Genomic DNA, 15888 nt, shown 5'->3' with positions numbered 1-15888 from the left:
GCCATGTGATGAAGCTTAGGCGATAAAGAGCGAGAGATATGCAGCTCAAAGTTTTGAGGCTAGTTTACCTTGTAATGAGAGTAAGTTGAATGTCCACGAATTAAGTAATGAAGAGGTCCGCAAGGAAAGGATTGGTTAGATCTAAAACACATAACCAAGCGACGTTAAAAAAGTGAGCGTAACGTGAGGTAGTTGATGGATGAACTACCATAACTAGACGAAATAGCTTCTTGCTAAGCAAACTCTCCGTGATTTTTGCTCTACCTCATACTAAGATAAAAAACAGTTTGATACCACAATTTGGTCTCTCAACCTATAACTCCAACGATATCAACAAATTGACGTCTCACGTTTTCACGTGCCCTGATGGAGAAAACTTACAGTCGTGGATGATAAAGGCGAACGATTAAATTCGTTTTGGATATTAAACAAACGTTTTTCCTACTAAACTTTTTAAAATGATTAAACCATTTAAATCATTTTAAATAAAAATCTCAGATCAGTTCTGGACTTCCTTAGCCTCTAGAAGGTAAACTAAAAATACGTAAACTTTTATGTCTTTACCATTTAAAACTCTAGGGAAGGATATCGCGTGATAGTTGTTCTGCTAAGTTTTATAATAACTGAAAAGAGTATAAATCATGCCTTACACCTTAAAGTGGCTGAGGAACTATTCTGACCTAGTATTCATCCTAGCTACGGACGTGATTGTTTTCAACGAGTTGATCTTCAACGGTTACATAGGTTTTTTAGACATGGAGACCCAACCCCCCTTCGTTCCTCTAAACTTTCCGCTAAACTTGCTGACAGGTATTTCAAACCAACCTCCAATTTTCTCGATAACACTAAACCCTGGATTAAACTTAGTAGAATTTGTATTTTATTCGTTATTTAAAAATTTTGGAACAAACCTTTTCTACTTCTTTTACTTAGCTATGTACTCTATAGGAGTGTGGTACTTAGTTAGAACGTTCACTGATAACAAGTTCCTCGCAGTTCTGTCAACGCTAATGGCCATATTTAACGCTGGCGTACTCTTTGACGTGGAGGACTCACCTACCACCCTCTACGTAGCTCCAATACCTTGGTTCCTTGCGTTCTACTTACGGTATAGATTAAATGGGGATAAGAAGAACCTCATCTACTCGTTCGCTCCGCTTACCGTCCTAGGCATATACGGTCCACCTATACCAGCCCTCATGCTCTCGTTGATTTCCGTTGAGTTCTACGTTTGGTACAGGGCTAAGGGGGCTTTTAAGGTGAGGGAAAGCGTAATCTCGATGAGCTTAGTACTATTAACCTTCACCCTCTTTCACATTAATACTCTTTACTTAGTTTTAACGCGCGGGAAGGAATACTTAGCTATAACCAACACGGTATCTAATTACTTTTCTAACAGTTATTTTATACATAATTTCAACTTAATTGATATAATCTTGATGTATATCACGGCTCTTCACAGCAACCCCTTTGGGAACTCTCTCATGCTTTGGTTCCCACAGGGAACTTACTTGATCTACAACTCAATATTAGTCTTGTTTGTAGCTCTACTTACCTTAGTTCTCGTCATAAAGAGAGAGGTCTTCCCAATATTTTTCCTAGGTCTTTTAATAGCTCTCGCCTCTTACGAAACCAACTACCTAGGTCTCTTCTCTTTGATACGTTCTACTATCACAGTGTTCGCCGGAGTTGATCCAACTGAGTATTCGCCTTTGGTAGGTTTAGCTTTAGCCGTGGGGATAGCTAATATTGGAGGATTGAAAGGAGCGCTCAAGATCGTTGGAAGGATATTAATTTTACTTTCGCTTTTCTTAATAATTGTAGGAGGGATCGTACTTGGCTTAAACTTCTCCATAATTTGGCATCCAATAAAGGTCCCTCAGGACTACGTAGACGCTTACAACGCTCTCTATGACAGACCGGGCGAATTAGTGTTAGTAATACCCCCAGCTTTGCGATTTGGAATGCCTTTCTACGATTACAACGGCTCTTTGGCAAATCCAAACATAATGACACCTCCCGTAAGCTTCTTTTACTTCTCTAAAGGAGGTCAGATAGTCGCTACGGTCGGTGACTACAACGATTACACAAGGTTCTACTACTGTCTTTTGAACCAAAACGTCTCTGAAGCGGAGAACCTATCGAGCTACTTAGACATAGGTAAGGTTTTAATTGTCAAAAACCCTATATCTCCTGTTGGATACATCTTTTTCTATAATTTTAGTAAAATGAATTTCACCTCCTTTCTATATGACCTTGAAGCTGACGTGTTCTTTTATCGCTCTAACTACTTAAACGTTCCAGGTAACGTAACGTTTAACAACTCTAACTTCATGGTTATCACATTTAATCAGAACAAGGACTTCTCGTTCAACCTTACATGGTTTGGACTTGAAGTTTATCCTCACGGTACCAATAAAGTGGTTCTCCCATATCCAGGTGAGTTCGTAATAGATAAAGATTACAACGCGGAGGCAGTCAACGGAACGCTCGTTATTTCATCTAAGTCTCATCTCTCTACCTTCATTATCTATTCGAATTACGTTATAGCTAACTTGATCTCTGTAGCTATCATATCCACCTACTACGCGCTTTTGTTACTTATTGAAGTCAAGAGGAGGATAAAGAGATCACTGCTCGAACCTTTTGTAAAACGAGTCAATTGATTTCAGGATATATCTTAACCCATCCTTGATGAAGCCACTTAGGACAGTGAAGATGAACGACATCAAAGATATGTATAACCCAAAGATCTCTAAAGAGGCCCCTGGATAGAGCAGTGAGATAACGTTTCTACCTGGAGGCAGGACAAAGTTAGTCGAGTTAGTAAACTGTCCGTTAACCTTTACGTTTAAGCCTAAGGGCTCTATAGTTACGTTTAAAGGTAGGTGTGATTCGATTGTGATGTCCTCTCCATTGAAGATGGATTCAAACCTTACGAACGTAGAGGTGTTAACTGGAAGCTTTCCTACTAAGTAGTAGGTCTTTGTGTAAACTAACTTGAGGAGAGTGAGATTATGAAAACCTGAACTCGAGTTGATTGTTATGTCCTTTACGTCCTTGAGAAAGGAACCGTTACCTACGATCTGGCCGTTAACTTCTACCTTTACGGCTGGGAAGAAGTAGATGGTTCCGCTCAATGGATAAGACGGTATTACTTTAATTGAGGAGGGATAGGGGGAGTACCAAGACACCCAATTATCGGTAAAGTTAATGGGGAAAAAGTAGGAGACCTCGATTGAACTAAGGTTTATCTCATCCCTCAGGGGCATTATGAAACCGAAGGAGTTTAGCTCCCCCGAAGCGAGAGTAGTGTTCTTATTGAGTATGATCTCCCTTCCGTTAATTTCCTCCATGTACAGGAAGGTGTAGTTATCCTTATCCAAGAACGATAACGAGAAGTTCAACGAACCGTTTTCTGGGATGGACCCCAGGTTACCGAGGAACTTAAAGCCGTTATCATATATGAAAAGGGGACCAGATCTTTTCAAATAAAACTCTAAAGCTGTAAAATTTATTGAAGTGGAGAGGCTCTCATTGTGTAACCCTTTAGCTAGGAAAAATATGGAGTTAGCCACTTTAGTAAGAAGGCTCCCTTTGAAGGATATCGTAAAGTTAGAAACGTTCTTGGGGAGGGACCAACCTATGAACTGGTATCCTATCAAGGACTTAATTTCAACGTTATTGTCAACAGTGTAACTGATACCGGCTGACGAGTAATTTAAATAAAAGGATGACGAGTTTATGGTCAGTATGGGAGGGGTGTTTGGTAAGAGAGTGTAGTTAACTTTAGTTAAGTTATAAAGTATCGGTTTAGCCGACACTAATCCCACGTAATCTGGGTTTTCCTCAACCCCTCCGGAGCTCGTAACGTAGTACTGTATGGCCTTACTGGATAAAGGAGTGAGGTTGATAGGAACTGGGGAGAGGTAAGGATAGGAATAGTTCCAAGACACTAGCGTAGCGTTATCTATCTCCTTGTTAATGGCTTGAACTGAAGAAGGTAACGAAAAGGGATGGTATGTAGCGAATTGGAATAACGGAAGTAGGAGAAGGAAAGCTATGGTCACACCAGAAATCAACTTCTTGATCCCACTCCCGCTTATCGCTAGTAAAGTTGAGGCTATGGCAACTGGATAAAACGCCTGAGAGAGAGGCAACCCAGAAACGAGGTAAACCAACGAGATAAGGGAGAGCAAAACCTTATCTCTCTCTCCGAACTTCATGAGTATTGAGACGATGGGTAGTATTAGAACCATAGATAGGAAGTTCGTGGAGGACAGGTGAGGAGACCCCAGAAGTAGATACGGAACGATCCAGAACGCGTTGCTACCTACCATTACTAAACCAAACCAAAGTAAGTTCCTTTTAGAGGTCAAGTAACCTAGGAGGATAGCCGAGATTATGAAGAGGGGAAAGGAAGAACCGATCATCGAGGACAACGCAACTGTGGTGTACTTGATTGGGACTTTCATGGCGGTCGTCATTAAGTAGGCCGTAAGGGGAAGGATAGCGTAGCCGACGAGTAAATATGGATCATAAAAGGGAGAGAGGAGCTGGTACGCCAGGGCGAAAAGAGCAGCTCTCTTCACCCCAAGCCTCTTGAACATTAGGTAGCTGAAGAGACCAGAAAGGTAAGTAAGCAAAAACATGTAGAAGCTGACTCCTGTAGGATAAGGAAGGAAGTGGGAGAGAGGCCACGTCCCAAAGATCTGATTCAACTGTGGAAAGTATCCGTATTGAACCCAGAGCGATAGAGGATTACTTTTAAACAGGAAGGAAGACTCGGTCCACCAGTAGTACTGACTAGGAACTCCTATCGTTAGCATAATCGTGGCGTAAGGGAGGAAGAGCAGAGGGGTTCTCTTTAACGCTTTAGGTAGGTTCCTACCCTGTATTGCGAGCCCTATAACCCCAAAAAATATAGAGTAAAAAGTTATATCTGATAAGATATAAATAATTGAGGACTGTATACCTTGAGATGGAAGGAGTATTGAGGCTATCACCATGAAAAGTATACCGTTAGCTATAGTTCCCCTAAGATCCAACCCAAGGTAGACTAGTATCCCTATGAGGAGGAGGAAGGAGAGTACCTGAAGCTCGGGTCTTAGGGAGAATACAACTAAGGAAGTCGTTAAGGTTGTTAAAAAGGAGGTAGCCTTATCCTTAAGGTAAAAGGAGAGGGCTGAAGAAACGGTTGCGATCAGAAGGAGAGAATAGGAGTGAGCTATAAGAGAGAAGGGGAGCAATGAGATCGGGAGGGTTACCGAAAGGTCACTGGCTACGTAAGAGAATACCGCAGCCACCAAGAGTATTACGCCCAAGTCATCGTAAAGCGGAAGATGAAGAAAGGGAGATGAGCCAGCTATTACATCTAAGAGAACTGCGATGAAGTAGCTTATTATCCTTTCCATAAGGGGCTCTGGCAGTCGTGACTTAAATGTTCTATTATAAGAAGCTTAGTTTAGGTTAAGGCTAAGCCTTGAGGGGTTTCTCTATAATCTATCACGTTGTAATTGAACCGCTAACTCGGGACTAGAGAGAGGAATCGACTGATCTAGTCTTTCGCAAAGCCTTGAAGTTGCGATGAATGAACGGCACCATCGTAAGGTTTCAAGCTATTTTAAAAATTTTACTATATGGCTATAAATAATAGTGATCGTACAACTTCCTCTGAAGGACTTTAGCAAACGTTAATAATTTCTGGATAGACTATCCATATGGATCTTTATGAGGCAATAAAGGGGAGGAGGGACGTCAGAAGTTACTTTAAGCCTGATCCCATACCTGATGAGGTATTAGCGAGGATATTACACGCTGCTCACTTAGCTCCATCAGTGGGGTTCTCGCAGCCCTGGAACTTCATCGTAGTGAAGGATAGAGCCATCAGGGAGAGGATAAAGGAAGAGGCGGAGAGACAAAGAAGGAGATATGAGGAGCTACTAACGGAGGATAGGAAGGCAATCTTCAATAAAATTAAAATAGAGGGGATACTAGAGTCTTCGCTGAACATTGCAGTTACTGCTGATTGCACGAGGTTCGGTCCTCACGTCCTAGGTAGGATAACCATGCCTGAGACCTGTCAGTACAGCGTGGTGTTAGCTATAGCCAACCTATGGTTGGCCGCAAGGGCTGAAAACGTGGGGGTAGGATGGGTTAGTTTTTTAGATAAGGAGTTAGTGAAGAGAATACTCGAGATCCCGGATCACGTTGAGCTCATAGCTTACCTCACCATGGGTTACGTAACTTCCTTCCCTGAGAGACCAGAGCTGGAGGAAAAGGGGTGGAACACCAGGTTGCCTCTTTCCGATCTGGTCTATCAAGATAGGTGGGGGAGGAAGAACGAAGATCTTCGGAGGGCTTTAGAGGAGACTAAGGTTTAACTAGCGTTGTTTAATTGGCTCTCCATTTTGCCGAGACGTTTCAACCCTTCGATTTCATGAAATCGCTTGGAGTACGTTCCGTTCAGTAACCGCAGATCTCCCGTGCTTGCATTTTGAGATGCTACCAAGCTCCAGTCAAATCACAAGTCAATAAACTGGGGGCTCGATTGGGTTTTTAACGCTCTCTTCCTACCCTTTAAATCTCTTGTTTGAACTTCGCTCTCAGGTCAAAAGTTGAACTTTAGTAAGAGGTTAACCTGATCTACCTAACTACTCTCATCTGTTCAGCGGATGAGGAGGACTTGAACAGAACGATAAGTTAGTTCAAATAGACTCCCTTAATCTCCTCTATCCCTAATTTGATCTCAATCCTAGAGTCGAAAGCGTCTCTTCACATCGAGCTTCTAAAGGCATCACATACTCATTCTGCTCCCCATAACTGGTCTCACGATGTCTTTTACGTAGCGGTTGAAGTCCTCTGCCAACTTGAATTCCTTCAGTGACGCTCTCGCAGCCTCGTCTCCCCTTTAGTTCCTCAACGGTAACCTAAAGAGTCCTAAACCTCTACCTGCCTTGAATTTAAAATAGTCAGGACTCAAGCGTTGCTCATCAAGTGAGCTTAATGATCTAGTTCGTCCCACACCTCTATACTCACGAAGCGAATCAATTTAACATCACGTATGAGATCAATTATAATTTTTAATATACGATCAAATATCTTTCCTATTTTAAGAACGAAGTTTTGGATTTAACGACCTCACACGATCTCGAATCAAATCTTAATGATCCTGAAATTAAGACGAAAGTTTAAGTAACAAAATAACAACTTATAAGTAGGTCACGTAGAGAGCTGATTAAATTGAAGGTAAATCCCTTAACTTACTTAACACTTTATGCTTTAAGGTTATAGTTCTTTTTCTTACTAACTTAATTAAAGTAGAAACTTTCGAAGAGGGTCTAACTAAAGCGTAAAAGCATCTAAGTCCGTTATTAAAATATCTGTCATCAAGATCATTATAATTGATGGCGAGTTTAAATATTCCCTTAACTAGAATATACTTGAATAGGAATGCTAAGGGTTTTGGTTTCGATAAAGCAGGTCCCTGACGCCGACGACCTGAGAGTTGACCCGGTCACAAACACGTTGGTCAGGGAGGGAGTTCCCGCCGTGATAAACCCTCCCGACCTTCACGCCATAGAGGAGGCAGTTCGAATTAAAGAGAGGTATGGAGGGAGAGTCACCGTGATAACGATGGGACCCCCTCAAGGTGAACAGGCCCTCAAGGACGCCCTGGCCTTAGGGGCGGACGACGCGTTCTTGATAACGGATAGGGCGATGGCTGGAGCGGACACTTGGGCCACCTCCTATACGTTGTTTAAGGCTATACAAAAGTTAGGAGGAGCTGACCTTTACCTTTTCGGTAGGAGAGCGGTTGACGGAGAGACCGAACAGGTGGGACCTCAGACCGCTAAGTGGCTTGGGATACCGATCTTGGGCTACGTTAAGGAGATCAAGGAGATCAATGAGAGGAGCTTAGTGGCAGTGAGGGCTACGGAGACCGAGGAGGAGATCGTAGAGGTCCCAACCCCCGTAGTTATGACAGTGTTAGAGAGCGCAAACAAACCTAGAGAGCCTGACATAGGCTCGCTGATCAGGGCCAAGACCTCCAAGGTAATTAAGCTATCTAAGGATGACATACAGGCTGAACAGAACAAGATCGGTTTGGCAGGATCTCCAACTAAAGTAATAAAGGTGCACCCTCCCCCCAAGACGAGGAACCCTGAAATTAGGAACTGGAAGGACCCCGGATCATTGGACTGGTTGGTCGAGAAGATAAGGGATTCATTAAGGAGCGAGGAGGCTCTATCCGGCGGATACGTTAAGCCCTCTCCTAAGGTTAAGGTGAGAGGAGAGGTTTGGGTTTACCTAGATCACGTAGGAGGTAAGGCCAACCCAGCCTCATGGGAGATAATGGCTGAGGGAAGGAGGTTAGCGGACCTGATGGGAACTAACCTTTCAGGGGTTGTAATAGGAGAGCACGTGGACTCTGTAAAGGAGGAGGCTTTTAAACACGGTGCTGACAAGGTATACCACGGGTTAACCAAGGGTTTCAACCATTACGATAACGACGTTTTCACTCAAGCGCTCTCCAGGTTGATAAAGAAGTATCAACCCGAGGCGGTTCTGTTCCCCGGCACTAGGAACTCTAGGGAGTTAGCCTCCACCACCGCGATCTCAGTCAACACCGGTCTGATAGCCGATTGTACTAGCTTTGAAGTTGACGAGAAGGGAGTTTTGAACTCAACGAGACCTGACTTTGGAGGGAAGGAGATGTCTACAATAATATGTCCAACCTCCAGGCCCGTCATGGTGACAGTCAGACCTGGGGTGTTCAGGCCGTTATTGATTGAGGGTAAGGGTGAGACGATCAGGGAAGAGGTGGAGGACCTCTTCACTAGGTTCAAGGTCTTGGAGAGGAAGAGCCTCGAGAGGCGGAACGTGTTAGCTGAAGCTGAGGTCGTGGTTGGAGTAGGTAGGGGGATCAGAGACAAATCTAACATCAGGATGGCAGAGGAGTTAGCCACTAAACTAGGTGGTGTGGTTGGCGTGACCAAACCGCTAGCGGATGCTGGATGGTACCCCAAGGACAGGCAGGTTGGACAGACCGGAACTACGATCAGACCTAGACTGTACATAGCCCTCGGTGTGTCCGGGGCGGTTCAGCACCTGGTTGGGATCTCCGGCGCGAAGAGGGTTATCTCAATTAACTTAGATCCGGATGCGCAGATATTCAACAACTCGGACTACGGACTGATAGGGGACATATTTGAGGTCGTTCCTGAGCTAATTAGGAGGTTATGATCATGTATGACGTAGTTGTGGTAGGAGGAGGTCCGGCAGGAAGCGCCGCGGCCTTAAGGGCAGCTAAATTGGGGGCCAAAACGATAGTGATAGAGAGGGGCTCGGAGCCTGGGGCCAAGAACGTATCCGGAGCAATGATAAGGGTGAACGACCTCTCCATGTTCGACGTTAAAAGCTTACCTTACGAGAGAGAGGTGAGTAAGGTTAGACTCTCCTTCGACGGAGTTCAAATAGAGATGAAACCTAAGGATAAGTTGGTGAACGTTGGAAGGTTAAAGTTAGACAGGTGGTTGGCCTCTCAGGCTGAGAGCGCTGGCGCAGTCCTAATCACCAAGACGACGGTACTCAAGGTCGACGGGAGAAGGATCGTAACTGATAGGGGAGAGATTGAGGGGGAGAGAGTCATATTAGCTGAGGGAGCTAACGCTCTCGTCTCGATTAACTCTGGACTGAGGAGGGAGTTAAAGCCCGAGGAGACCGTTCAGACGGTCAAGGAGGTCTACTCTCTTAGCAAAGACGAGGTCAACAAGAGGTTAGGTTTAGGGGAGCAGGAGGGCATCTCAGTTAGGTACCTGTTCTCAAATCCAATACCTGGGGCTGGATTCCTGTACACGTATAAGGATTCCATAGCCTTCGGGATAGGAGTTCACATGCGGTCGCTAATATCTCACAGAGTGAGGCCTCAGGACGTTCTGGAGGAGGTAAAAAGATCCCTTGGAATAAACGAGTTGGTCAAAGGGTTCTCGTTGAGGGAGTACTCAGCTAAGATAATACCAGAGAACGGTTTTCCAGCTTGGAGGGCGTGCTCAGGAAACCTATTCCTAACGGGAGACGCGTTGGGGGTAGTTAACCCAATTACGTTTAACGGAATAGGTCCTGCGGTTATCTCGGGCTACATCGCTGGGGAGTTAGCGGTGAACGATCAATGTGGGAGCTACGAGAGCTCCCTTATGATGGAAAGAACGTTAAGTCAGGCGATTAAGTTGAGGCCTCTCGTTAAGGAACTCTTGAAGGAGGAAAACATAAGGGCTTACATCTCCATGACAAGCGACGCCCTCTCCTCTTGGACTTCTGGAGACCTTTCGTTAGACCTTAAAGCTAACCTCTGGAGGTTAACTAAACACGCCTTACTCCTTTTGGAGGCGATATCATGAAGGTCGAGGAGAAGCTCTACACCTTAAGATATAAGAGAGACGATGAACCTCACCTTAAGATAAAGAACTTCGATGTGTGCTCTAGGTGTGAGAAGGAGTACGGCACGCCTCAGCCCTGCATCTCAGTTTGTCCAGCGAACGTTTACGTATGGGATGGGACGAGAATGGTCATATCTTACGAGAACTGTGTAGAGTGCGGCGCGTGCAAGATAGCTTGCCCTTTCAATAACATAGCGTGGAGCTTCCCCAGGTACGGCTTGGGAATGTCATTAAGGTATGGCTAAGTTTTTTAACTTCATCTCTATATATTATAATTTAATGAACGTTGGTCAACTTGTTTCAAAAAAGATCGTTACGTTATCCGCATCCTCTTCCGTTAGGGAGGCCGCGAAGACGATGAGGGAGAACGATGTTAGCTCCGTTCTCCTCGTTGGCGAGAAAGGTGAGATCAGGGCGATCGTAACGGAGAGAGACGTGACGAGAGCGGTCGCAGAGGGGTTGGACTACTCCATCCCAGCCGTAAAGATTGGGATGTCTCCAGTCATCTCGGTTGATAGGAACTTGAGCGTGTTGGAAGCGTTAGAGATCATGGGGGAGAAGAGGATAAGACACGTGTTGGTCAAAGACGGAGATAAGCCTATCGGCGTTGTCTCCTTGAGGGAGATGGCTAACGCTCTTTCCCTTTTAGCCTTTGCTGAAACTTCATATTGACTAGGAAGGGTCTTAATTATTTAATATGAAGGGTTTTTTAATTATTTAATATAAAGTAATCCCTTTTCTCTAAAGCACTCCTCTAAGGTGAGTCTAACCTTCTCTTGTTTAACCCCCTCACAACTCACGGAAACTACCTTATCTAACCTTACGTCGAACAGGACCTTACACTCCGACTTATAGTTCCTTGATTTCAACGTGATCTCCATAACTGGGGAGAGATTAGATTTAACCTCATAAACGCATCTAACCCCATCAAGCTCTACACTTAGGTCTCCTGTCCTCATGACTTTAACTTCATTGCAGTTAAAGAGTTGCGAGATCATTCCAATATCACCGTTAACTCAGAATTACATGCCAGGTTTTTGTTCCTAAATAAGGGATATAACTTATTTTGAACCTCCCCTGCAATACATCTGATATAGTTTGAGTACTCCTCCGGAACCAAAACGATCTGGATCGTTAACATTCTATTTTTTAGGAACGGAGGTATCTCATAGGAACCTAGCGATCCTTCCTTAACGTAATCTACGAAAAGTACCCTACCTTGGCTTTTGAATATCATAATGACGTTCTTCTCATAGGCCAACCTACCCTTTATCTGGGATGGAAAAACCTCATCTCCCTTAAGTTTTATCTTCACTAACATTCAGCCGAACATCTCCTTCTGCACTCTAGCGTAAAGGGTTAGTACACCGATTTGAATTACGCAGAGTATCATTATGGATACTATGAAGGCCAAGACGTCAAGACCTGGCCTAAAGGCTGCCCAATAGCCTGTATAAATTATTATAGCTAAGATCGACTTAGCCAACCCGTAATATTCTGCGTATTTCAATCCCATGGAGAGCATAGAGAGTATTAACCCGTTGAAGACACCTGAGATAAGTGGCACCGCTATCAAAACGCTCCTAAGGTCCAAGTTACTTACAGGTAAAGAGATCTGGGTCAACAAAGTGTAGAGCGAAATCGAGAGTATCACGTTGATTGAGTAAAGAAATGAGGCTGAGATGAGAATCGTTCTGTTTAATGACTTAATGTCCATTTAGGACACCCAATCATTATATTTAGAAAGAAAGTTTAAATATTTTTCTTTTCCATCGTCTTAATTCTTCTATACTTTAGAATCTTATAAAAAGCTTAACAATTTTTTATGATTTAATTCAAGACTATTTAATAGATTACTTTTATTTAGCTTAAACCTCTTGATAGTTTTAATTAAAAGTCGTAATTTTATACGTTACTTTCTCCCGTAAACTAAGGTGAGAATCAATAAGAACGACACTAGCGACATGGCTGCAGCGAAGACGTAAGCGTGAGTGTAGCTAATCTGATAGAGGAGACCCATTACGCTGTTACCTATGAATATTCCAACACTTCGTCCTACAGATAGGAAACCCATACCCGCCCCGTAGGACTCCTCTCCAACCAACTTCGACATTATAGTGGGCTCGAAAGTCTCAGTCGAGGCAACGCTCACTCCCATGACGAAGGATAGCGGATATAGAGACGAAATACCGATCCCTGAGAGGAAGGCAAATCCAAAGGACGCTATCGCCCCGACTAGATACCCCAAGAAAGCTAAACCTCTATACTCGTTTAACCTTAATCTTCCAAATATGTAACCAAAGAGGGAGGAGGACCCCAGGAAAACACCATACGATAATATTCCCAAATAGTCCTCACCAGTTATTTGCGTTGTGGTTATTATAGGGAAACCGAAGCTGTACTGACTGAACCCGAAGAACATCGTAGAGATAATTAAAGTCCAAAAGACTCTTCCCCTCTTTGCGCTGGAGCCCTTCTTAAACTTGTTCTGACCTGCCTTCACTGTGCTAAGGATTAAAGTTGATACTACTAAAGGAAGGGCAGTGAACAACATGAAAATGAATATCGAGAGGTGAAGGTATAAGGAAATGACCAGAGCAACGATTGAGAGCATGGCCCCCGCTATGTCCAGAGAGTGAAGTATACCGTAAGCCTCTGATCTATCTTCAGGTAATGTGACCTCAGCCATCATCGCCCTCCTTGGGGGAGTCCTCAAGTTCCTAAACCACCACCCTAACATGAAGGCTATCAAGGCCTGAACGTAATCTCTGGATAGCCCCATGAGCGCTATAAGTGTTATAAGGGAGTTACCTAGGATAGCTATCCTCTTCCTTCCTATCCTGTCCCCTAACGTTCCGCCAACGTATGCCAGAAACGTTCCTATCCCGTAGTTTAGGGACTCGGCGAGGCCGTAGAGAGGAATTGGTGCGTGATAGATCACAACGAAAATTATTGGAAAGGCGGCGATCCCAGCTTGATACCCCAAATCAGCGAAAAACGCGGAGAAGGCTATCTTAAGTACTTCATTCCTGTTCTTAATCATATTGAAACTTGAACTAGTTAAAAAATAAATAATTATCCTCTATTAGCACGTCGAGGACTTGAAAAGGATTTAACTCAAGGACAGGAGAATTAATTAGAAGGGCTTAAAATATCACTTCCCGTTTCATCGCAAACCCCTCATTAAGTTAGCTAAACAAAATTTATCTTATTAAAGTTTTATATTTCAACTATTGTTTTGAAACGTTAACGATTATAAAACTTTAGTAAATCTCCGTGAGCTCCACTAGGTGATAAGTGTGGTAATTTTTAGCGCTCTTCGCTTGTAAAGACCGAGTTTAAGGTAACTCTGCCACAGCAGGACGAAAGTCACTAAAAGGTTAATAATCAATAAAAAATATTGATTATCAAGTTTTATTTCTAATATTATATAATATCCTTATCATTAATGGGTAGTAGAACGTCCTTATCACGAAAGTGTCAATTACGATCGAGACGACGAAAGATATACCTAACTCCTGGAGGAAAGCAATTGGTATAAAAGCTAGCGTTCCTAGAGAGATAGCTAAAATTATCCCAAGGGTAGTTACTATAGAACCAGTTCTTCCCATTCCCCTAGAAACGTAATCTCCATCCTTCTCTCTCTCCTCCTCAACAGAGGATATTATAAACACCGAGTAGTCGCTCCCTAAGGAGGTTAGTATCACGAAAATTATAACCGGAACTAGGTAGATTAATTCTATGTGGAGTAGAAATCTAGCTATCAGGTAGAGTATTGCGGTAGCCTCTGTAACGCTTATGAGTACTCCAGAGAGCGAGATCAGAGGGTACTTCCACGTTCTAAATGACAGACCTAGAACTAAACCTACTGCGCTAACTACTAGGAGTTCAAGGAGAGAGTACACAGTAACGTTCTCCCTCTGAAGGGCTAAGATGTCGGAGGTAAGTCCTCCAACGATCAGGTGGTGATTTTCTAGAGTTTTCACGACATTGAGCGTTTCCGTGGAGTACGGGGATCCCTTTACGTAGATAAGATAGTATACGTATCCGTTGTTAACCGTAAACTGAGATACGTTAGAAGTACTGACATAGGGACCCACTACGTTACCGTACTTCTGCAAAAATGAGGCTAAGGAGGCGCTAGCTTGGGTTTTATTGACCAGGACAATGATTGGAAACCCATAGTCTCGCTCAAGAATAGTTAATCCCTTGACGCTGTTTAGGCTAGAAGGCAAACCCGTGTTGAAATTGTAAGTTGTAGGAACGTGAAAGAAGAAATATATTGCAGGGACGGCAACCAAGAGTATCAGGACTAGGTAAACTAAACTGACTCTTGAAGCCTTGGAGAAGATGGACTCTTTTGTTCCGTACTCTGATGTCTTCACTAGTTTTCCGCCAAAAATCGAAATAACCGCAGGTAACAGGGTAATCATGAGAAGAGCGGAGAGTATAACGCTCAAAAGCAAAACTATACCCCAACTTAGAAAGCCCTTCACTAGTGAAAAAGTAGCTAAGCTAAAGCCTACCGTCAAACCTGAGATTAAGATCGCCTTTCTAGACCCATTGATAGATTTCTTATCCCTCTTATATCTGTAGATAAGGAAGATGAAGTAGTCTGTCGTTATCCCTAAGATCACCGCGGTTAAAGTGTAATTTACAACGTAATCTACCCCTCCTAGTATTAACCCGGTCAAGTACACTGAGAAGTAAGACATGTAGAGGGTTAAACCCACGAAGACGAAACCTAGGAGGCCAGCCCTGATAGATCTGAGGGCTACTCCTATGGCTATCGCTAAGACTAAGAAGAGTGATGGGAAGACAAAGGCGTACTTTTGGGTCAACTCCTGAGTTTCGTAATCTATAGCTCCTGTACCAGTTACGTAAGCCTCAGGACCCAAGGGTCTGATCTCAGATTGAACGATAGGAGTTAGGATCTCTGAAGGAGTGGAACCGTTCTTATAGACGAAGTTATTAGAGTAATTTAAGGTCAAAGTTATTAAGAATGAAGAGTTGTCAGAACTCACAAGCTCCCTAACGAATGGAGGAGATCCTTGAAGTCCGTGAGACAGGACGTAATTTCTGGCTAGCGTTGAGTTCCCAGTAACTTGAGTTAAAAAGGACACATATTGAGAGTAAGGAGAGGACACCAAACCGTATTGAGAGAGATTCCCTTCAACCTCAAGTACCGCCTTAGAAAGTTGAGGAGTTGGGCTTTCGTTAACTATCACGTAGATTGTCTGCCTATTGAGGGACGAGTTGGCTAATAGCTTGTCAGCTAAGGTCTGGATGTTGTTCTCGTTTGAGTAAGCGAGATAATGAGTATAAACCATCGCACCTGGGATCATTCCTATCAGAACTACAGACCATATCACAATCCATATCTTTGCGTCCATAAGATACATAATTGGGGGGAATGTTATTATCTCCTAAGAGGTATTTGTAGCAAGAT

12 protein-coding genes are annotated in these 15888 nt (G+C 43.5%); 6 read left to right on the top strand and 6 right to left on the bottom strand.

The window, feature by feature from the left end:
* Positions 1-641: 641 nt before the first annotated feature.
* Complete coding sequence (locus tag MCUP_RS05070; RefSeq protein ID WP_013737633.1) at positions 642-2666, top strand: hypothetical protein; 2025 nt, start codon at positions 642-644, stop codon at positions 2664-2666.
* On the opposite strand, the gene MCUP_RS05065 is transcribed toward MCUP_RS05070, so the two are convergent.
* Positions 2631-5414, bottom strand: a complete 2784-nt coding sequence (locus MCUP_RS05065; RefSeq protein WP_013737632.1) for a hypothetical protein — start codon at positions 5412-5414, stop codon at positions 2631-2633. The two genes, MCUP_RS05070 and MCUP_RS05065, sit on opposite strands and share 36 nt — an antisense overlap.
* Before the next feature lie 306 nt (positions 5415-5720).
* Here MCUP_RS05065 and bluB point away from each other — a divergent pair, with 306 nt between their 5' ends.
* The 5 genes from bluB (at position 5721) to MCUP_RS05040 (ending at position 11111) form a co-directional block, all read left to right on the top strand.
* Positions 5721-6383, top strand: coding sequence for a 5,6-dimethylbenzimidazole synthase (gene bluB, locus MCUP_RS05060; protein WP_013737631.1), 663 nt, complete (start codon positions 5721-5723; stop codon positions 6381-6383).
* A 1063-nt stretch (positions 6384-7446) separates the two neighbouring features.
* Positions 7447-9246 (top strand): FAD-binding protein, encoded by a 1800-nt coding sequence (locus MCUP_RS05055; RefSeq protein WP_148230904.1) that lies wholly within the window; start codon positions 7447-7449, stop codon positions 9244-9246.
* Positions 9247-9248: 2 nt separating this feature from the next.
* Complete coding sequence (locus MCUP_RS05050) at positions 9249-10400, top strand: NAD(P)/FAD-dependent oxidoreductase (RefSeq protein ID WP_013737628.1); 1152 nt, start codon at positions 9249-9251, stop codon at positions 10398-10400.
* Positions 10397-10684 (top strand): ferredoxin family protein, encoded by a 288-nt coding sequence (locus MCUP_RS05045; protein WP_013737627.1) that lies wholly within the window; start codon positions 10397-10399, stop codon positions 10682-10684. The genes MCUP_RS05050 and MCUP_RS05045 overlap by 4 nt, the downstream gene beginning before the upstream one ends.
* Positions 10685-10718: 34 nt before the next feature.
* Positions 10719-11111, top strand: a complete 393-nt coding sequence (locus MCUP_RS05040; protein ID WP_013737626.1) for a CBS domain-containing protein — start codon at positions 10719-10721, stop codon at positions 11109-11111.
* Between the two features lie 41 nt (positions 11112-11152).
* Here the strand turns inward: MCUP_RS05040 and MCUP_RS05035 are convergent, their stop codons facing one another.
* The 5 genes from MCUP_RS05035 to MCUP_RS05015 all read right to left on the bottom strand — a co-directional run bounded on the left by MCUP_RS05035 (position 11153) and on the right by MCUP_RS05015 (position 15832).
* Positions 11153-11437, bottom strand: coding sequence for a hypothetical protein (locus MCUP_RS05035; RefSeq protein WP_013737625.1), 285 nt, complete (start codon positions 11435-11437; stop codon positions 11153-11155).
* Positions 11434-11760 carry a hypothetical protein gene (locus MCUP_RS05030; RefSeq protein ID WP_013737624.1) on the bottom strand — a complete coding sequence of 109 codons (327 nt, stop codon included), beginning with the start codon at positions 11758-11760 and terminating at the stop codon, positions 11434-11436. The genes MCUP_RS05035 and MCUP_RS05030 overlap by 4 nt, the downstream gene beginning before the upstream one ends.
* Positions 11761-12156 (bottom strand): hypothetical protein, encoded by a 396-nt coding sequence (locus MCUP_RS05025; protein WP_013737623.1) that lies wholly within the window; start codon positions 12154-12156, stop codon positions 11761-11763. It abuts the gene before it with no gap.
* Between the two features lie 195 nt (positions 12157-12351).
* Positions 12352-13482 carry an MFS transporter gene (locus MCUP_RS05020; RefSeq protein WP_013737622.1) on the bottom strand — a complete coding sequence of 377 codons (1131 nt, stop codon included), beginning with the start codon at positions 13480-13482 and terminating at the stop codon, positions 12352-12354.
* Positions 13483-13846: 364 nt separating this feature from the next.
* A complete protein-coding gene (locus tag MCUP_RS05015; protein WP_013737621.1) occupies positions 13847-15832 on the bottom strand; it encodes an MMPL family transporter in 1986 nt (661 codons plus the stop codon).
* Positions 15833-15888: the final 56 nt, after the last annotated feature.

This window comes from Metallosphaera cuprina Ar-4 (assembly GCF_000204925.1).
GTDB lineage: Archaea > Thermoproteota > Thermoprotei_A > Sulfolobales > Sulfolobaceae > Metallosphaera > Metallosphaera cuprina.
The sequence above is the reverse complement of the archived record's forward strand: the minus strand, read 5'-3'. Positions and strand labels throughout refer to the sequence as shown.